This is a genomic window from Candidatus Thermoplasmatota archaeon (assembly GCA_035540375.1).
Classification (GTDB): domain Archaea; phylum Thermoplasmatota; class SW-10-69-26; order JACQPN01; family JAJPHT01; genus DATLGO01.
Genome location: DATLGO010000096.1, coordinates 16,829 through 35,599, shown reverse-complemented (window position 1 = coordinate 35,599; position 18,771 = coordinate 16,829). Strand labels below are relative to the sequence as shown.

The 18,771-nt window shown below is 71.2% G+C and carries 15 protein-coding genes; 3 read left to right on the top strand and 12 right to left on the bottom strand.

From position 1 onward, the window contains the following. Window positions 1–4 precede the first annotated feature (4 nt). The gene (hxlA, locus tag VM889_11185) at window positions 5–1,303 is read left to right on the top strand and encodes a 3-hexulose-6-phosphate synthase (GenBank protein ID HVL49112.1); all 1,299 of its coding nucleotides are present in this window, start codon (window positions 5–7) and stop codon (window positions 1,301–1,303) included. A 105-nt stretch (window positions 1,304–1,408) separates the two neighbouring features. On the opposite strand, the gene VM889_11180 is transcribed toward hxlA, so the two are convergent. From VM889_11180 to VM889_11155, 6 genes are all read right to left on the bottom strand, one after another. After that, a complete protein-coding gene (locus VM889_11180; GenBank protein HVL49111.1) occupies window positions 1,409–2,704 on the bottom strand; it encodes a sialidase family protein in 1,296 nt (431 codons plus the stop codon). Window positions 2,705–2,980: 276 nt separating this feature from the next. Further along, complete coding sequence (locus VM889_11175) at window positions 2,981–4,891, bottom strand: beta-CASP ribonuclease aCPSF1 (GenBank protein HVL49110.1); 1,911 nt, start codon at window positions 4,889–4,891, stop codon at window positions 2,981–2,983. Window positions 4,892–4,963: 72 nt separating this feature from the next. Further along, window positions 4,964–5,620: an archaeal proteasome endopeptidase complex subunit beta gene (psmB, locus tag VM889_11170; GenBank protein HVL49109.1), complete on the bottom strand. Its 657-nt coding sequence runs from the start codon at window positions 5,618–5,620 to the stop codon at window positions 4,964–4,966. Between the two features lie 149 nt (window positions 5,621–5,769). Beyond that, window positions 5,770–6,954, bottom strand: coding sequence for a PLP-dependent aspartate aminotransferase family protein (locus tag VM889_11165; protein ID HVL49108.1), 1,185 nt, complete (start codon window positions 6,952–6,954; stop codon window positions 5,770–5,772). 1 nt (window position 6,955) lies between these two features. After that, window positions 6,956–7,831 (bottom strand): EamA family transporter, encoded by an 876-nt coding sequence (locus VM889_11160; GenBank protein HVL49107.1) that lies wholly within the window; start codon window positions 7,829–7,831, stop codon window positions 6,956–6,958. A gap of 40 nt (window positions 7,832–7,871) precedes the next feature. Beyond that, entirely contained in the window at window positions 7,872–8,486 is a 615-nt protein-coding gene (locus tag VM889_11155; protein ID HVL49106.1) for an MBL fold metallo-hydrolase, read from the bottom strand. An 82-nt stretch (window positions 8,487–8,568) separates the two neighbouring features. On the opposite strand from VM889_11155, the gene VM889_11150 reads away from it, so the two are divergent. After that, the gene (locus tag VM889_11150) at window positions 8,569–9,879 is read left to right on the top strand and encodes a cation:proton antiporter (GenBank protein HVL49105.1); all 1,311 of its coding nucleotides are present in this window, start codon (window positions 8,569–8,571) and stop codon (window positions 9,877–9,879) included. On the opposite strand, the gene VM889_11145 is transcribed toward VM889_11150, so the two are convergent. Together VM889_11145 and VM889_11140 are read right to left on the bottom strand one after the other, a co-directional pair. Beyond that, window positions 9,802–10,266 carry a hypothetical protein gene (locus VM889_11145; GenBank protein ID HVL49104.1) on the bottom strand — a complete coding sequence of 155 codons (465 nt, stop codon included), beginning with the start codon at window positions 10,264–10,266 and terminating at the stop codon, window positions 9,802–9,804. The two genes, VM889_11150 and VM889_11145, sit on opposite strands and share 78 nt — an antisense overlap. 54 nt (window positions 10,267–10,320) lie before the next feature. Beyond that, window positions 10,321–11,301, bottom strand: a complete 981-nt coding sequence (locus VM889_11140) for a DUF4332 domain-containing protein (protein ID HVL49103.1) — start codon at window positions 11,299–11,301, stop codon at window positions 10,321–10,323. A gap of 143 nt (window positions 11,302–11,444) precedes the next feature. Here VM889_11140 and VM889_11135 point away from each other — a divergent pair, with 143 nt between their 5' ends. Next, complete coding sequence (locus VM889_11135) at window positions 11,445–11,741, top strand: hypothetical protein (protein ID HVL49102.1); 297 nt, start codon at window positions 11,445–11,447, stop codon at window positions 11,739–11,741. 3 nt (window positions 11,742–11,744) lie between these two features. Here VM889_11135 and pgk read toward each other — a convergent pair whose 3' ends face one another. From pgk to VM889_11115, 4 genes are all read right to left on the bottom strand, one after another. Beyond that, the gene (gene pgk, locus VM889_11130; protein ID HVL49101.1) at window positions 11,745–13,004 is read right to left on the bottom strand and encodes a phosphoglycerate kinase; all 1,260 of its coding nucleotides are present in this window, start codon (window positions 13,002–13,004) and stop codon (window positions 11,745–11,747) included. A gap of 64 nt (window positions 13,005–13,068) precedes the next feature. Further along, on the bottom strand, window positions 13,069–15,498 hold the full coding sequence (locus VM889_11125; protein ID HVL49100.1) for an SMC family ATPase: 2,430 nt from the start codon (window positions 15,496–15,498) through the stop codon (window positions 13,069–13,071). Continuing rightward, window positions 15,495–16,616, bottom strand: a complete 1,122-nt coding sequence (locus VM889_11120) for a DNA repair exonuclease (GenBank protein HVL49099.1) — start codon at window positions 16,614–16,616, stop codon at window positions 15,495–15,497. Before VM889_11120 ends, VM889_11125 begins: the two co-directional genes overlap by 4 nt. Before the next feature lie 562 nt (window positions 16,617–17,178). Next, window positions 17,179–18,738 carry a DUF87 domain-containing protein gene (locus VM889_11115; protein ID HVL49098.1) on the bottom strand — a complete coding sequence of 520 codons (1,560 nt, stop codon included), beginning with the start codon at window positions 18,736–18,738 and terminating at the stop codon, window positions 17,179–17,181. Window positions 18,739–18,771: the final 33 nt, after the last annotated feature.

Genomic DNA, 18,771 nt, shown 5'->3' with positions numbered 1-18,771 from the left:
CTCCATGCAGGACCGCCGCATCCTCCAGGTGGCGCTCGACGTGTACAACGCGCACCGCGCGCTCGAGATCGCGCGCGAGGCCGTTCTTGGCGGCGTCGACTGGATCGAGGCGGGAACGCCGCTCATCAAGAGCGAGGGGCTCGACGCGGTGCGCGAGCTCAAGCGAGCCTTCCCGGATCGTCTCATCGTGGCCGACATGAAGATCATGGACACGGGCGGCCTCGAGACGGAGATGGCCATCAAGGCCGGCGCGTCGATCGTCACGATCCTCGGCGCGGCTGACGACGGCACCGTCCGCGAAGGCGTCGAGGCCGCGCGCAAGTACGGCGGCAGGATCATGATCGACCTCATCGCGGTCGCCGACAAGCCGAAGCGAGCGAAGGAGGCGGAGGCGCTCGGCGTCGACTTCGTGGGCCTCCACGTGGGCGTCGACGAGCAGATGCAGGGCCGATCCCCCGTGCAGATGGTGAGGGATGTCCGCGCCGCGACCTCGCTTCCGATCGCGGTTGCGGGCGGCCTCACGAGCGAGACCCTCGCGCCGCTCATCGAGGCCGGCGCGAGCATCCTCGTCGTGGGCGGCGCGATCACGAAGGCCGCCGACGCGACGAACGCGACGCGGCGCCTGCGCGAGGCGGTCGACCACGTGAAGGTCGTCGCCAGCGAGGGCATGCGCAAGTTCGCGGCTTCGGACCTCCGCAAGGCCTTCGAGATCGCCTCGACGCCCAACGTCTCGGACGCGATGCACCGGGAAGGCGCGATGACGGGCCTGCGCCCCGTCACGCAGGGCCTCAAGGCGATCGGCCCGGCGGTGACGGTGCACACGATGGACGGCGACTGGGCGAAGCCCGTCGAAGCCATCGACGAGTGCCCCCCGGGCTCGGTGCTCGTGATCCAGGTGGACGGCACGAACAAGGCCGTCTGGGGCGAGCTCGCAAGCCACACCTCGAAGCTCAAGGGCGTCTCGGGCGTCGTGATCGACGGCGCGATCCGGGACGTGGACGAGATCCGCCGCATCGCGTTCCCCGCCTGGGCCGCCGTCGAGCGCCCGAACGCGGGCGACCCGAAGGGCTTCGGCGAGATTGGAACGGAGATCCTCGCGGGCGGTCAGCGCGTGCGCGCGGGCGACTGGATCGTCGCGGACGACAACGGCATCGTGGTCGTCCCGCGCGAGCGCGCGCAGGAGATCGCGAACCGCGCCGTTGACGTGAAGGAGCAGGAGGACCGGCTTCGCGCGGAGATCGAGCGCGGGAGCTCGCTCTCCAAGGTTTTGAAGCTCAGGAAGTGGGAGAAGATCGTGGGCTGAACTGGCTCGACTCGATGGGTCAACCTCGCTTGGCGGGCTCCTGCCTCGCGCGCGCCTTGGAACCTTGCGGCGCCACGTCGATTCGCCTCTCGTGCTTGCGACGGCTCACACCGAGGCGACGATCCGTTGTTCTACCGCAATGAGTACCTCGCGCGCTTCGCCCCACACGGCGACGACGCGCCCGTCCGGGAGGTGCGCGAAGTGCGCGAAGTCGGTGTTGCCGGCGCGGCCCGACGTTACATCGAGCTTCGGCACGAGCACCGCGCGCGTCGCGTCCGAGCCGTCGGGGAAGCCGCGCGCGAGCACGACCTGGTATTGGCGGGGCGCCGTTTCGAGATAGAGGAGCACGTCGAGGCGGCCGTCCGCGCGGGCAAGAACCCATGGTCCAGGCGCTCCGCGCTCATTGGCCTCCGTCCAACCTACGGGGGCACTCCATGTCGCACCGCCGTCGCGGGAGGTGGAGGTGGCCACCTGCCCGTTCGGGACGGAGACCCACGCGGCATGGACTGCGCCATCGCGCGCGCGGTCGAGGACCGGCAGCCAGTTGGCGGTCGCGTTGACGAGGCTCCGCGTGAACGTTTGGCCCCGGTCCGAGGAAGTGGCGACGACGAAACCCGTCGTGCGATCGAGGCTCGCGGCTCGCGGCGAGCAACGGAAGGCGATGTGGAGGCGGCCGGCCGGATCCACGACACCGGGGCCGTTCGCGCACGCAGCGTCCGGCTGGTCCGGCGCGACGGGCCGGAAGTCCCCGAACGTGCGCCCGCCATCGTCGGAGCGCGCGAGCATGACGCCGCCCACGGGCGATGGCGTGCCCACGGGTGAGGCGACGGCGAAGGCGGGCGATACGCGAGCATACCAGAGGTACACGGTCGCGTTCCCGTCCGCCGCCAACCATTGGCGATCCGAGCCGAGCGTCTGGCGTGGGGTGGCGCTCGCGAGCGAGAGATGCGTGTTCACCGGCCATGTCACGCCCGCATCCGCCGAGACGGCGACGTGGATGCCATGGAGAATCAGCGCGCGCGCATTGGGTTCGAAGGTCGTGACGAGGGCGTGGTAGTAGAGCTTCCCGGAGGCATCCACGTAGAGGGTGGCGTCGTTGTCGAAGCTCCCCGGCGGGGCGGGGGGCGGGATCGGCGGCCGTGGGCGCTTCTCGAAGGAGCGCCCCTCGTCGAGGGAGACACCGAGGCCGTCATTGCCGAGGACGATGAGGCGCCCCGCGCCGTCGACGGCGACGGTGGGTTCGCATGGCGCCGAGCGGCACGCGAGACCTGTGGGCAGCGTTACAAACTCGCCCATGGTCGGAGGCGGGGGCGGCGGCTGCGTCGCGGCGCCGGGGGCCTCACCCAGAAGACAGCCCGCGAGGAGGACGGCCACGCAAGGCACGACGGCGATCACGCGCATGATGTGCGAGGCAGGCGGATGGAAAATGAAACCTTTGTGGTGATGCCCTTGAGCGTCGGGCGCCGCACCTGCGTCCCCGCCCCGGCGAAGGTGCACCCGGCGAGCCCGTAAACTCGATTGTGCAGTCTGACGGCGACGGTGGGACCTACGGCGCCGGTCGCGCCGTATGACCTTCCGACGATCCGGGCCTATTTGAGCCGGATCGTCTCCAGGTTATACGGCGCTGAACGAGCCTGCGGGCTCGTTCGCACCCTCCAATTTTCCGACGATTCGCCTCTACTTGAGGCGAATCGTTTCCAAATTGTAGGGCGCCCACGTCTGGATGTGGTACTTCTTGTGGATGGACGACGCGAGGTCCACGCAGCGCGACTCCTCGCCGTGCATCGTGATGACCTTGTCGGGCTTCGGCGAGATGTTGTTCACGTAGTTCATGAGCTGCCGGCGGTCGGAGTGGCCCGAGAAGCCGTCGATGGTCTCGACGCCGCACTCGATGCGGAGGACGCGGCTCTTGCCGCCCTCGGCCATCGGGAGCTCGCCCATGCCCTGCTGGACGCGCTTGCCGAGCGTGCCCGCGGCCTGGAAACCGACGAACACGAGCGTGGAGCGGCGGTCGCCCGCCCACTCCTTGAAGTACTCCATGACGGGGCCGCCCGTCATCATGCCCGACGTCGCGAGGATGATGCAGGGCTCCTCGGAGGCGAGGATCTTGCGGCGCGTCTCCTGGGAGTCGACGCGGATGAAGATGTCCGAGAGGAGCGGGTTCTCGCCCTCGTGGAAGATCTGGTTGCGGAGCTGGTTGTTCAGGTACTCCGGGTACGCCGTGTGGATCGCGGTCGCTTCCCAGATCATGCCGTCGAGGTAGGTCGGGACGCGCGGGATGTCGCCGCGCTTCACGAGCTCCTCGATCACGATCATGACCTCCTGGCTGCGGCCGACCGCGAAGCACGGGATGATCGCGCGCCCCCCGCGGTTGATCGTGCGGGCGATGATCTCCTTGAGCTGCTCGGTCGCCTGCTGGCGGGTCGGCTGGAAGTCGTTGCGCCCGCCGTACGTGGCCTCCATGATGAGGGCCTCGAGGCGCGGGAACTTGTTGTTCGTGGGGTTGAAGAGCCACGTGCGCTCGTACTTCATGTCCGACGTGCAGCACACGTTGTAGAAGCCGTCGCCGATGTGGAAGTGCGAGACCGCGGATCCGAGGATGTGGCCCGAGTTCGAGAACGTGAGCTTCACGTCGGGCGCGATGTCGGTCGTGTCGCCGAAGTCGAGCGTGATCGCGTTCTGGACCCACTTGCGGATGTGGTCGGACTCGTACGGGGGCTTCTTGCCCTCCGCCGCGGCGATCTTGATGTAGTCCATCTGCAGGAGCACCGAGAGGTCGCGCGTCGGGGGCGTGCAGTACACGGGCCCGTCGTAGCCGTACTTGTAGAGGAGCGGGATGAGGCCGCAGTGATCCATGTGGGCGTGCGTGAGCACGACCGCATCGAGGCTCGAGAGGGGCCAGACCTCGCCGAGGTGCAGGTAGGGGGTCGCCTTGTCGTCGTTCGAGAAGTTGACGCCGCAGTCGATGAGGATCTTCGAGTCCTGCGTCTGCAGGAGGTGGCACGAGCGGCCGACCTCGCGGTAGCCGCCGAGGCTCGTCCAGCGGACCCACTGCTCCTCCTTCACGGAGCCGCGGTAGATGCGGCGGCCGACCTTGCGGAGGAAGTCCTTCCGATCGTCGGAGACCGTGCGCAGATAGTCGCGGATCTCCTTCACCGTCTTCGACGGGATGGGGGGCGTGCGCACGACGCGCGGCGCCCAGCCGATCTCCTTCTTGATGTCGTTGAGCGTGGAGCCGTGCCGACCGATGACGAGACCGGGCTTGCGGGCCTCGATGATGACCTCGCCGATGTCGGGCTCGAAATAGAGCTCCGTGATCTCCGCCTCGGCGGGAACGATGTCCCGCACGCGCTTCTCGGCCTTCTCGAGCGGCGCGAGGACGCTCGGGTCCGGGCGCACGACGACGCGCTTGCGCAGCTTCTTCGCGAGGCGGCGGACGAGGTCCTCGTCGGAGGCGAAGCGCTCGGGGTGCTTCGTGTAGATGACGAGGACGGCGGCCTCGAATTCGATGTCCGTGATCTCGACGGAGGCCGGGATCTCCTTCTTGACTTCCTCGGAGATCTCGCGGAGCAGGTCTTCGACACCCATGGTTGAACAACTCTTGGAGCGTGGGGCTGGTGAGGCGCCCGAAAAGAGGAGAAAACAGGGAAAAGATGGGCCTTACTTGAGGCCCATCTTCTTCTTCCTGCGGTCGATCTCCTCTTTCTCGAGGCGCTTGAATCCGTCCTTCTTGGTGATGGCCGCGACCGACATGCCGTCGCCCGAGGCGCTGTCGCGCTTCATCGCGGCGCTGATGCCGCGGATCGCGAGGTTCAGGCCGTCGTCGACGCTCAGGTCGTCCTCGTAGCGGTCCTCGAGGACGCCGTACACGAAGACCGAGCCGGAGCCCGTCGTCGCGTACTTGTCGGGGATGGAGCCGCCGGCCGCGTCGAGGGAGTACATGTGCCCGCCTTCGAGGTCGATGCCGCCGACGAGGAGCTGCACGTAGAACGGCGCGAACTTGCGCTGGTTCATGACGTTGCTCATCAGGGTCGCCGCGGCCTTGACGCTCATGTCGGCGTTGCGCTTGACCTTGTAGAGCTCGACTTCCGCGGTGAGCCACCGGGCGAGGACCTGCGCGTCGCCGACGAGGCCGGCGATGGTCATGCCGAGGTGGTCGTCGATGCGGAAGAGCTTCTGGGTCTCCTTGTGGGAGATGAGGTGCCCCATCGTGGCGCGCATGTCGGCGCCCATGACGACGCCGTCCTTGCAGACGATGCCGACCGTCGTGGTTCCCGTCTTGGTGGCCTGGATGGGGTCCTGGGTGAACGGCTGCATGGATGCTCCCTTCAAAAATGACTCAGAACGAGCACGCCGCCATCAATGCGACGATATTTAAACACTGCTCTTTCGTGAGCCTGGGTTTGCTGGCCTTCCCTATCGCCGCCCGCTATTTGAATCTTCGCGGTCGACCGCCGGAATCGCGATCACGGGACCTTCGCAAGCGCCTGGTCGAGGTCCGCCCGGAGGTCGCCCACGTCCTCGACGCCGCACGCGAGGCGCACGGTCCCCGGGGTGATGCCGGAGGCGGCCAGCTGCTGCGGCGAGAGCGAGCGGTGCGACTGCACGACGGGCAGCGTCACGAGGCTCTCGACCCCGCCGAGGCTCGCGGCGTTGCGGACGAGCCTCAGCGCGTCGGCGAAGGCGACCGCGGCGGCTTTCGTCCCCGCCTTGAGGTCGAAGGAGACGACGCCGCCCCCGCCGCCCGGCATGACGCGGCGCGCGAGCGCGTGCTGGGGGTGCGACAGGAGGCCCGGGTAGTGGACGCGCGCGACCTTGGGGTGGCGCTCCAGCCACTCGGCGAGCGACTGCGCGTTCGCGTTCGCGCGCTTCACCCGCAGCTCGAGCGTCTTGAGGCCGCGCTCGAGGAGGAAGGCCGCGTGGGGATCCGGCGTCGCGCCGAGCGTCCTCGCGACCGCCTCGATCGCCGCGAGGCGCTTTCGCGAGGCGACGATCGCGCCGAGCGTGAGGTCCGCGTGCCCGCCGAGGTATTTCGTCGCGCTGTGCATCACGACGTCGATGCCGTGCGCGAGGGGCTTCGCGTTGATCGGCGACGCGAACGTGCTGTCGATCGCCGTCGGGACGCCCGCGTCGCGCGCGATGGCGGAGACGGCGTCGAGATCGACGAGGCGGAGCGTGGGATTCGTGGGGCTTTCGAGCCACACGAGGTCGGCGCCCCCGTCCGCGAGCGCCCGTTCGAGGCTTTTCGCGTCGGCCGTCGGGAACCGGTCGACCCTGACGCCGAAGCGGGGAAGGATCCGCTCGAAGAGCGCGGTCGTCCCCCCGTAGGTGTCCTGGACCGCGAGGATGCGGCCCCCGGCCTTCGCATGGGCGAGGACGATGGCCGTGACCGCGCCCATGCCCGAGGCCGTGAGGATCCCCGCTTCCCCGCCCTCGAGCACGGCGACGCGGCGCGCGGCCGACGCGACGGTGGGATTCGAGTACCGCGAGTAGGCGTGCCCCTCGCGGCGTCCTTCATAGAGGTCGTCGATCGCCTGCGTGTCCAGGAATCCGAAGGTGCTCGTCTGCGCGATGGGGGTCGTGACGGGTCCTTCCCGCGGACCCGTGTCGTCGCCGTGCACGCTCTTCGTCGCTTCCCGCCACGTCGTCACGTCAGCGCCTCCAATTGACGAGGGCCACGCCCGCAAGCACGAGGGCCGCGCCCGCGAGGACGAACGCGGTGGGCGCCTCGCCCGCGAAGAGCGCGCCCCAAAGGAGCGCGAAGAGCGGGTTGAGGTAGACGTAGGCCATGGTCTCCGTCGGGGTCAGATGGCGGAGGGCGTAGTTGAAGCCGACGTACCCGCCGACGGTCGCGAAGAGGCCGAGGAAGAGCACCGCGAGCGCGGCTCCCGCGGGAAGCGCGAGGACCGGCCCGGGCCCGAGCGCGAGGATGGGAAGGAGAAGGGCGGTGCCGAGAAGCGTCGTCGACGCCGAGAACGGGATGGCTCCGTAGCGCAGCACGAGCGGCTTCGAGACGACGCTCACGCAGGCCCACACGATGGGCGCCATGAGCACGACGAGGGCGCCCAACCCGTACGAGACGTCGATCGCGCGTCCCGCCCCGAGCGTCACCGTGACGACGACGCCCGCGAGCGCGAGCGCGATGCCCGCAAGCTTGAACGACGTGATCGATTCCCGCAGGAGGCGGGCCGAGATGAGGGCGGTCCAGAGCGGGCTGGTCGCGACGACGATCGCGGCCGTCCCCGCGCTCACCGCCGTCTCGCCGTAATTCAACGCGAAGTGGTAGCCCGCGACGGAGAAGACCGAGACGAACGCGATCTTCCACCGGTCCGCGCGGTCGAAGCGCGGGACGCCCGCGAGGACGAGGAGCGCCGCGAACAGGGGGGCGGCGACCGCGAAGCGGTAGAGCGTGAGATGCCACGGGGATAGCGCCTCGAGTCCGATCTTGATCGCCGTGAAGGCGGCGCCCCACGTCGCGACGACCGCGAGCATGACGAGGTGGACCCGGAGGGGGGCGCGCTCGGCCACGTCGGCGTGACGGGCCACTCCGCCTTGAGTCTTCTCCCGCTCACGGCTCGGCCATGAAGCGCACGAAGGCCTCGACATCGCGCGGCTCGAGGGTGTAGTTCGATTCGAACTCGTGCCCGAGCGTCGCGTGCGGGAGGGGCCCGTAGTCGTGGCCGGGATACACCTCGAGGTGCCGGGGGAGGGACGCGAGGACGCCGAGGAGGCTCGCGTGGAGCGCGCGCGGGTCGGACCCGGGGAGGTCCGCGCGGCCGCACTCCCCGATGAAGAGCGTGTCGCCCGTGAAGAGCAGACGGCGGTCGACCTCGAAGGAGACCGCGTCGGGCTGGTGGCCGGGCGTGTGCCAAGCGCGCACCTCGAGCGCCCCGACGTGGAAGGCGCCTCCGTGCGTCGTGGCGACGTCGAACGGGAGGCGCGAATCGGGGTGCGCCACCACCTTCGCGCGCGTGGCGCGGACGACGTGGTCGAGGCCGCGCACGTGGTCGTCGTGGCCGTGCGTGATCAGCACGCGCTCCACCGCGAGGCCGAGGCGGTCGGCCTCCGCGAGGAGGCGTTCGGGCTCGAATCCGGGGTCGACGATCGCCCCGCGACCCGCGTCGTCCCCGAAGACGTACGAGAAGTTCGCCATGGGGCCAAGCTTGAGCTGCGCGAACCGCACGCGTCCATGAGACCTCCCGGGGACCTGAAGGTTGCGAGCGCAAGAGCACGCTTTTATGCCGCCTTCGACCATCGCCCCCGCGATGGCTGGCGGCGGCGCGATGGGGGCGGTCCTCCTCGACCTGCTCGTCGTCCTCGCGGCCGCGCGCCTCCTCGGCGTCGTCGCCGAGAAGATCGGGCAACCCGCCGTCGTGGGGGAGCTGCTTGCGGGCGTCGCGCTCGGGCCGTCGCTTCTCGGCTGGATCGCGCCGCCGGACCTCGGCTCCGCGCTCGCCTCGGGGGACGGGGGCCTCATCCTCTCCTCGCAGGCGCTCCTCCTTGTCGCCGAGCTCGGCGTCATCCTTTTGCTCTTCGAGGTCGGCCTCACGAGCGATCTGCGCGAGATGACGCGCGTCGGCCGCAGCGCCGTGTTCGTCGCGATCCTCGGCGTCGTCGTCTCGTTCGCGGCGGGCGTGGGAGCGAGCGTGCTGCTCGCGAGGCTCGGCGTCTGGCCCGATGCCGCCATCTTCCACGTGTTCATCGGCGCGACCTTCACGGCGACGAGCGTCGGCATCACGGCGCGCGTCCTCGCGGATCTCGGTCGCCTCTCGACGCCCGATGCGCGCGTCATCCTCGGCGCGGCCGTCCTCGACGACGTCGTCGGCCTCATCATCCTTGCCGTCGTCTCGGCCCTCGCGGCCGGCGCGCTCTCGCCCGAGGGCCTCGCGCTCAAGATCGGCCTCGCGGTCGGTTTCCTCGTTCTCCTCGTGGGCGCGGGGCTCGCCCTCGCGCCGCGGATCGTCGGTTGGGCGCAACGCCACGGCGCGGCGGGAAGCGCCCTTGCCGCGGGCTTCGCGGTCGCGATCGGCTACGCCTTCCTCGCGGTCGAAACGGGGCTCGCGGCCGTCGTGGGCGCCTTCGCGGCCGGCCTCGTCCTCGCGGGGTCCACGCCCATCCGCGAGCTGCGCGAAGGCGTGAGGCCTCTTGCGACCATCTTCACGCCGTTCTTCTTCGCGGTCATGGGCCTCCACGTGGACCTCGGCGCGCTCGCAGCGGGCGGGCCCCTCATGATCGCGGTCGGCCTCTTCCTCTCGGTCATCGCCATCCTCGGCAAGCTCGCCGCCGGCCTCGGCGTCGTGGAGAAGGGCGTCTCGAAGCTCGTCGTCGCCGTCGGCATGGTTCCGCGCGGCGAGGTGGGCCTCATCTTCGCCGGTCTCGGGCTCACCGCGCTGGGCATCGGCGCGGCCGAATACTCGGCGATCATCCTCGTCGTGATCGTGACGACGTTCGTGACGCCGCCCGCGCTGAAGGTCGCCCTCGCGCGACGCGGGTCGACCCTACGGCTCGACCGCGACCAGGACCTTGAGGTCGAGAAGGTCGGCGACGAGGCCCGGCCCCTCGATCGGGTACCTTGAAGGGTCGAGCACGTCGAGCGCGGCCATGATCACGGATCCTTCCATGAGGTTCCGCGCGCTCGGCACCAGGATGGGGCCGAGGATCTCGAAGGCGATCGGCGTCAGGCCCTCGGGCGCGACCTCGAGGTAACGCTGGTCGGGCTGCATCTTCATCCGGCGCTGCCCGGCCTCGCCGACCGCGAGCGGTCCCGAGGCGAGGATGCGCTCGCCCACCACGACCGCCTTGAAGACGGCGCGGAAAGGGAACGCGACGCGGCTCCTCATCGCGTCGAGGGCGCGCGCCCGCGCGCGATCGGGCGAGGCCGCGGCGGCGAGGCCGCGCGAGAGCGCGGCCTCCTCGTTGAGGAGCGCGACGAGCGTCGGGGGTGCGGGCGGAGCCGCGGTCATGGATACCGCTCCGCCGCGCGCAAGCATCAGGCTGTCGGCCAGGGGACCAGGGGCCTACGGCCGCTCGACGCCCGCGGGCACCTCGGTGCGGCGGCTCAGGCGCGCGCGCTCGCGCCGGGCGCCCTCGACCCAGGCCTCGACGTCGCGCATGTAGATGGTGGAGGCGCCGGACGGGGCGGGCGTCTCGGCGATCGCGTCCGCGAGCCGATCCGGATCGGATCCCGCAAGCTCCTCCACGCTCGTGACGCCCGCGGCAACGAGCGTGGCGGCGTCCTCCGGCTCCACGTCGTCGAGCGTGAGGAGCTCCGCCATCGCCTGGTGCCGCCGGACGGTCGATTCAGGAACGTCCGCGCGCCGGGAGAGGTCGCTCGGGTCCGACGCCGCAAGCTCCCACGTCGTGCGCACGCCCGCGTCGCGGTAGCGACGGACCTGCGCGTCCGTGACGCCCGCAAGCGCCGAGGTCGGGATACGCCGCAACGCTTCGCCCTCCTCCGACGCTCCCTCGTCGCCGCCGCTCAGCGCCCGCCCCGCCTCGGTCGCGCGGGAATCGAGATCCGCCACGGCCGATCGAATGGCGGGAAGGTCGGCTGCGCCCGCCTCGAGCGCGGCGAAGCGCGCGTCGAAGGATCGATCGAGAACCGAACGCGCGACGGCGTGCCGGGGCACGCTTTCGTCGAGGCGGCGTTCGAGCGCGTCCGCGATGGACGTCGCGCGCGCGTAGCGTCCCAGCACCACCGCGGCGACGACGAGTCCTCCGCCGGCGATGACGGCGGTCGCCACCGCGAGCGCGGCGAGGATGGTGACGTTGGAGGCCCCCGCCGCTTCGCCGCCCGCGAAGACGAGGACGGCCGCCACGAGACCCGCAACGGCCACGAGCCCGCCCGCGATCCCGACGAGCCACGTCCAGACCCCCGCGTCCGCGGCGTCACCCTCCCTTTCCCCGCGCTCGCGGGATCCATAGCGTTCGCGCTCCCCGTTCCCGACGCCCTCGCGTCGTCCCGTCTCGTCGTCCGCTCGCCGATCGACCAATGCCACGCTGACACCCTGTTCTGCTCGACCTCTGTCGGGTTAACGCATCTGGTACGCCCCGAGGGCGACGTTCCTGCGGGAAAAACGGCATCCTGCGCGACGGGTCTCGAACGGCAAGCGCTAAGAAGCGCACGCGCCTTCGCGAGGCCATGCCCGCCCGCGTCTTCGAGATCCGCCCGAAGGACCGCCCCCTCCTCGAGGCCGCCCTCGCGGACGACACGCTCTCGCGTCAGAGCATCGTGATCCGGGAATCGAAGTCGGTCGGCGTCGATCGCGACACGCTCGCGGTGCTCGTCGAGGGGAGCGACGCGGGGATCCTGCGGGCCGAGGGCCTCATTCTCGATTTCGGCCGCCGCATGCCCGAGCAGGACGCGGTCATCGCGCACATCAAGGCCGAGGAGAGCGACGCCGCGGACGGCGTGGGCTTCATCTTCGGCGACGTGTGAGCGTCACGGGGAGGGCGAAGGGGCGCGGTGGCGGGCCGCCGCGTCCTTGAGGGCCTTGACGGCCGGCAGCTCTTCGCCGGTGAGATAGCTCATGAGCGCGCCGCCCGCAAGCGACACGTAGCCGAAGTCCTCGAAGGTCAGCCCGAACTGGCCGATCGCGGTCACCGTGTGGCCGCCCCCCATGAGCGAGAACGCGTCCGATTCCGCGAACGCGCCGATGACGGCCTTCGTTCCCTTCGCGAAGGCCGGGTCCTCGTAGAGCCCCGCGGGGCCGTTCATCATGAGCGAGCCCGCGTCGGCGATGATGTCGAGGTAGGTCGCGATGGACTCGTCGCCGAGGTCCAGGATCGGATGGTTCGTCGGAAGGTCCTCGAGCCAGAGGTCGACACGCTTCCCGTGCCCGTCCTTGATCGCGACCGAGTCGGGCGTGACGATGCCCGCGTCGTACTCCTCGAGGAGGGCTTGCGCCTCGGGGAGGAGCTTGAGGATGCCCTTGCGCTCGAGGATCTCGACGTTCGGCTTGCCGAGCTCGTGGCCGCGCGCGAGCATGAAAAGGTTCGCCACAAGGCCGCCGAGGAGCGCCGTGTCGAGCGTGCCCTTCGCGAAGTTGGCCTTCATGACGGCGATCGAGTCCTCGGGCTTCGCCCCGCCGAGGAAATAGACCGCGGGCCGCTCGGGCTCGTCGACGGCTTTCGCGAGGGCGGTGAGCTCGCGGTCCATCGTGAGGCCGGCGGCGGAGGGAAGGATCTCCGGGAACGCGACCAGGCTCGTCTGCGCGCGGTGCGCGGCCGAGAACGCGTCGTTCACGTAGAGGTCCGCGACGGAGGCGAGCGCCACGACGAACGGGAGCTTCGCGAGGTCCGCGGGCTTGCCCTTCTTCGACTCGTCGTCGAGGCCTCGGACGTTCTCGAGCATGAGGGCCTCGCCGCGGGGGAGTGCCTTGATCGCCGCGATCGCTTCCGGGCCCGCGACGTCGGCGACGAAGCCCACCTTGGCGGTCGCGAATCCGTCGAGCACCTCGGCGTGCTCCTTGAGGCTCGTGAAATCGTCGCCGCCCTTGCGGCCCTGGTGGGCGAGGATGACGACCTTCGCGCCCTTCGAGCAGAGCGCGTCGACGGTCGCGGCCGCGGCCTCGATGCGGTCCTTGCCCTGGATGCGCCCATTGACGATGGGCGCGTTGATGTCGAGGCGGAGGAGGGCGGTCTTCCCGGCAAGCGGGAGGTCCTCGATCGTCAGGTAGGGCTTGACCGGTGGGGCGGCCATGCCCGCCCATTCCGGTGGCCCGATAAAAGCGTTGTGCGAGGAAAGGCAGGTCCCCCCTCCGTCCTCACGAGGCCTCGAGGTCGCTCGACCCGTCCGCGAGGTCGACGACACGCACGACACGGTCGACGCTCTCCTTCACGTCGTCCACGTGCGTGATGAGGAGGATCTGCCTGAACTGGGACGACAACCGCCCCATCGCGCGGAGGATGTTGGCCTTCCGCGCGTCGTCCTGGCTTCCGAAGACCTCGTCGAGCGCGAGGAAGCCGAAGTCCGCGCCGCCCGCGCGCTCGGCGAGGACCTGGCTCACCGCGAGGCGCAGGCAGAGGTTCGCGAGGTCGCCCTCGCCGCCCGAAAAGCGCGCAAGGGGGTAGGGGACGCCGTCGTCGACGACGGCGAGATCGTAGTCCTCGTCGACCTCGATGTCCGCGTAGCGACCCTCCGTGAGCTCCCGGAAGAGCGCGCCCGCGTAAAGACCGAGCGCGGGTCGGATGCGGCTCACGAGGCTGTTCTTGAACTCGACGAGGAGCCCCTGGTCGCGGTCCCCCGCGAGGCGTTCGAGCAGCGCCGCCGCGGCGAGATGCTCGTCGCGCTCGCGCGAGCGCGCCGCGTTCGCCTCGACTTCGCGCGCGACGGCCGCGAGGTCCGCATCCGCGCGGTCGACGGCGGCCTGCGCCCGCTCGATCCCGATGCGCGCCTCCTCCCGCGCCGTCTTCGCGCGGTCGAAGCGGTCCGACGCGTCCGCGAGCGCGCGATCGCTAAAGGCGAGGGCGGCGAGACGCCTCCCGAGTTCCTCGGCCTCGACCTGGAGCCCCCGCGCGACCTCGGCCTGGACGGCGCGCCGCTCCGCGATCGCGTCGCGTCGCGCGGCGACGGGCGCGAGCGCCCGCGCGCGGTCGCGCCGCCTCAGGGCGGCCGCGAGCGCCTCGCTTGCGGCGCGGTCGCCTTGCGGGTCGTCGGGTTCGAGGACGTCCCGGGCGAGGTCGAGGTCGAGGTCGAGCGCGTCGAGGCGCGCGCGCTCCTCGGCGACGCGCGCGGCGAGGGCGGGGACGGCTCCCTCGAGCATCGCGAGGTCCCGGACCTTGCGGGCGAGCTCGGCCTCCCGCTCGACGAGGGCGCGCTCCTCCTCGCGCTTCGCGGCGTCTTCGGCTTCCTTCGCGGCGGCCCGGGCCTTCGCCTCGCGCTCCCGGGCGAGGGCCGCCTCGACTTCGCGGTCGAACGTCCCGAGGACCTCGTCGAGGTGCGCGCCCAGCGGTCGCGCGCACGTCGGGCACGCCGTCGCGGGCCCGAGCGACTCGATGCGCGCCCGACGGTCGCGCGCCCGGACCGCGACCTCGGCGTGGCCGCGGGCCTCCGACAGCGCGACGGCGCGCTCGCGGGCGATGGCGGCCCGGGCCTCGCGCGCGGCCGCGAGCGCGGCGACGGCGCGATCGTGGAGGCGACGCTCCGCGCCGCGGCCTTCGAGGTCGCCCCGTTTCGCGACGAGGTCGCGTTCGACGGCGGCGAGCGAGGCCGCGAGCCGGTCGCGCTCCGCGACGCGCCGCGCGCGCGCCGCGCGCTTCTCGGCGGCCGCGCGTCGCCGTTCGACCTCGACGCGGGCCGCGTCGTACGCGGCCTCGGCTTCGCCGAAGGTCGCGAGCTCCGCGCGCGCGGCCTCCGCGGCGGCCGCCTCGCGCGCGAGGGTCGCAAGCTCGCCGTCGAGGGCTGCGAGGCGGCCGCGCGCCTCCGAGAGACGCGACGCGAGGACGTGGTGGTCGCGCGCCTTCGCCTCGAGCGCGCGCACGTCGGAGCGGGCGGCCTCGACGACGGCGTTCAGGCCCTCGGCCTCGACCGCGAGGGCGTCGCGCCGCGAAGCGGCAACCGCGCGGGCTTCGGCGGCCGCGAGGCGGCGCGCCTCGAGCGCCTTCGGGTCCGCGAGGGATTCCGCGAGGGTCGCCGCGGCGACGAGGCGGTCGCGGCGGTCGGCGCGCGCCCGCGCGACGGCGTCGTCGACCGCGTCGATGCGAAGCATCGCGAGGACCACCTTCTTGCGCGCCCCCGGCGTCATGTCCGAAAGCGCGTTCAGGTCGCGCTGGCGCGCGACGAGGCTCGTGAAGAACGCGTGCTTGTCGAGATGGAGCGCGCGCTCGAGGTAGGCCGTCACCTCGCGGTGCGCGTTCGCGCCCGCGGGCACCACGACGCGGCCGTCCACCGAGAGCTCCGCGACGTGGCTTTGCGAAGCCCCGCGCAGCTGCCGCACGACCTCGTACGCGTTACCCGCGTGCGTGAAGCGCAGCTCCACGCGCACGTCCTCCGCGGGCCCCGCGCCGCGGCGTTTGATGAGGTCCTTCCCGGTGCGCGCCGCGTCGTGCCCGTAGATCGCCCACGCGAGCGCCTCGAGGAGCGTGCTCTTGCCGGCCCCGTTCTTGCCGACGAGCGCGGTGACGCCGTCGGGGAATTCGAGGGTCGCGTCGCGGAAGCGACGGTAGTTGACGAGCCTCAGCGAGCCGAGCCTCACGCCGGGTCCCCCCGCTCCGCCGCCTCGAGGTAATCGAGGCCCATCGCCTTCAGGCGTTCCTTCTGCGTCGGCACGACCGCGGCGTCCATGAACGCCCCGAACTCCGCGCGGAGTCCGCCGATCGCCTCCGGCGCCTGGCCCGGCGCGCGCTCGGTCGAGACGCGCTCGTATTCGACGTTCAGATGGACGGCGGCCTCCGCGAGGCGGCGGATCGCCCCGTGGTCGATCGTCCGCACGACGTGCGTCGGGACGTCGCGCACGACGAGCCGCGCCACCGCGCCCGCAAGGTCCGCCTCGCCGAGCGCGCGCAGGATCGCGGGCGCGATCTCGACCTCCGCGAGATCCGAGCATTCGATCGCGGGGAGATCGAGCATGCGCCGCGTCGGGATCTCGACGAACTCGCTCGTGCCCCGCGCGAGATCCACGAGCCGGACCCCCTTCGGCTCCGCGCGCTCCTTGAAGGAAGTGCGCTCGGTGGCCCCCGCGTACCACGCGTTCTCCGCAAGCCGCGTCGCCTTGTGGTAGTGGCCGACCGCGATGTCGTCCATGTCGCGACGGAGCGCCGAGGTCGGCACGTTCACCTCGTTGAACTCGCCGCCCGTGAAGTCCGCGACGCCGATCACGCCGGCGTGGAACGCGAGCACGTTCCATCGCGCGGCAGGGTCGGGCCTCGCCGCGTCGATCTCCGCGAGGAGCCCCTCGCTCGAGGGAACGTGCGGGACGGCGTGGATCGCGACGTCGCCGAGCCGCACCGTCTCGCGACGGCCCTTGTAGACCGCGTGCGTCCCCGGCAGGAAATCGAGGAAACGCAGCACGGACCCGGTTTCGCGGAGCTTCGGGGCCTCGTGGTTCCCCGCGATCGCGACGAACGGGATCCCCGCTTCCCCGAGGCGCTTCACCTGCTCCATCACGTGCGCGACGGCCCGGTTCGACGGACGCACCGCGTCGAAGACGTCGCCCGAATGGAGCACGAAGTCGACGCGCCGTTCGAGGGCGATGTCCACCGCCCGCCGGAACGCGTCGAAGAAGTCCTGCTCCCGCACGTTCAGGCCATGCGCGTTCAGCTTCGCGTGCTGCGAGAAGCCGACGTGGGTGTCCGAAACGTGCAGGTAGCGCAAGGAGACGCCCAACGGGCCCGGGGCACAAGAACGCTTCCCGGAGGAGGGCGGAGAACGAAAGTAGCGGGACCGGGCGCCGGGAGCCGGGAGCCGGGTTTCGGGACCGGGCGCCGGGTGCCGGGACCGGGTGTCGGGCGCCGGGACCGGGACCGGGTGCCGGGACCCGGGAGTCGGGACCGGGTGCCGGGTCCCGGGACCGGGACCGGGAGCCGGGTGTCGGGTGCCGGGACCCGGGAGTCGGGACCGGGTGCCGGGTCCCGGGACCGGGACCGGGAGCCGGGTTTCGGGACCGGGTGCCGGACGCCGGACGCCGGGTCCGGGTCCGGGTCCGGGTCCGGGACCGGGACCGGGACCGGGACCGGGACCGAAGCCGGTGTTCGCGCCCGTGTGTGTGGTCGGGCGGCGCGGGAGGCAGCCCCGCGCGCCCCACCGGCTCACGCGGTCGGGAACTGAGAGACCCGGCCGTTCGAGAAAGAGACGCAGGTTGGGTCGGGAGTCGGGGGCGGCAGCCCGCGGGGGTTCTTCCGAGCGCGGATCGACGGAGGGCCGCGCAAAGCTCTATCTAATAGAAGTCCGCGGGCGGGGGCCTCGCCGCCGGGGCCGGCTCGTCGCGCTTCGGGCGCGTCTCGAGGTGGCGCTCGTAGAGGTGGACGAGGCCCGGGACCGCGAAGGGCGCGTACGGGCTCGTGATGAGCACCTCGCCCGGCATGAGCATCTGGATCTCGTTCTCGAGCGCGCTCACGTCCTGCTTCGCGGAGTCCTGCAGGATGTCGCGGTCGCGCTTGTCCGCGAGGCCCATGATGAAGAGGGTGTTGAACTGGCTCACGACCTCGCGGTCGAGGAGCTTCGGCTGCTGCGTGATCGCGCAGAGGCCCGTCTTGAACTTCCGGCCCTCGCGCGCGATCTGAGCGAAGACGCTCTGACGGCCTTCGCCGCCGCCGAGGACGCGCTGGGCCTCCTCGAGCGTGATGAGGACGGGCGGCATGGCGTCGAAGGCCGCGTCGCCGAAGAGCTTCTTGTTCTCCTCGAGGATGAAGCGGGCAAGCACCGTCGAGACGAGGAGCTCCTCGGCCTCGGTGAGACCGGAGGAGTCGACGAGCACGACCTTGCCCGCGCGCAGGTCGGCGAGGATCGGCTTCGTGACCGTGACCTTCGCGTCCTTGTGGACCATGCCGTTGCGCACGAGGCGGCGGAGCTTGCGCTTCACGACCGCGACCGTGCCCTCGTGGAAGCGGCCCGGGACCTCGGCCATGACCTGCGCTTCGGTCTTCTCGCCGAGCTCCACGATCCACGCGGGCCCGTAGTGGCCGCGCGCGGCGTCGATGAAGTCCTTCTGCGCGCTCGACATCTCGAAGAGGTTGAGGATGTCGGTCGTCTCGATCTCGTGCGCGCTGAACGTGAGCCGGTGGTGCGGGCCCTTGAGGTCGCGCGTCGAGTACACCGAGAGCCGGCCGGGGGCGGCGGGGTGGTCGCGAAGGCCCTTGCGGCCCGCGGCGCCGCCGTCGTAGTATTCGCCGTGCGGATCGACGAGGAGGACCCCATAGCGGCCGCGTTCGAGGGCGCTTCCCGCGAGCACCTTCATGAGGTTGCTCTTGCCCATGCCCGTGGTCGCGAAGATGCCGACGTGGTACGGGAAGGACTTCGCGCCGTCGATGCCGACGGGGAAGGCAACATGGGTCTCGCCGGAGCGGAGGTATCCGACCTCGATGTCGCCCATGAACTCGGCGAGGAACTTGTAGTCGTCCGAGGCCGCGCGGCGCACGACGCCGAAATGGGGCGCAAGCGACTTCGCCTTGCGGAACGCGCCCTCCTTCACGTAGCCGAGCGGCACGCCGAGGCCGACCTTGTAGAGGCGCTGGTCGGCCTCGTGGAGACGGTGCTCCTGGCCGTGGTCGTCCATCGCGATCATCGCGCCGGCCGTGCGCGCCATCCAGTCCGGGCCCATCGCCTCGGCGCCGTGGCGCACGTTCGTGACGCGGAAGAGGAAGCGCGTGCCGGTCGCCTCGTCCTCGGCGACGACGAGGTCGCCGACGAAGACGTCGCGGTCGTTGCGGCAGCGGAACTGCAGGTGCGTCACGCTGTCGCCGATGATGCGTCCGAGCTCCTCGCCCTCGCTCGCCACGCGGCGTCCACCGCTGGGCGACCTGAAAGCGTT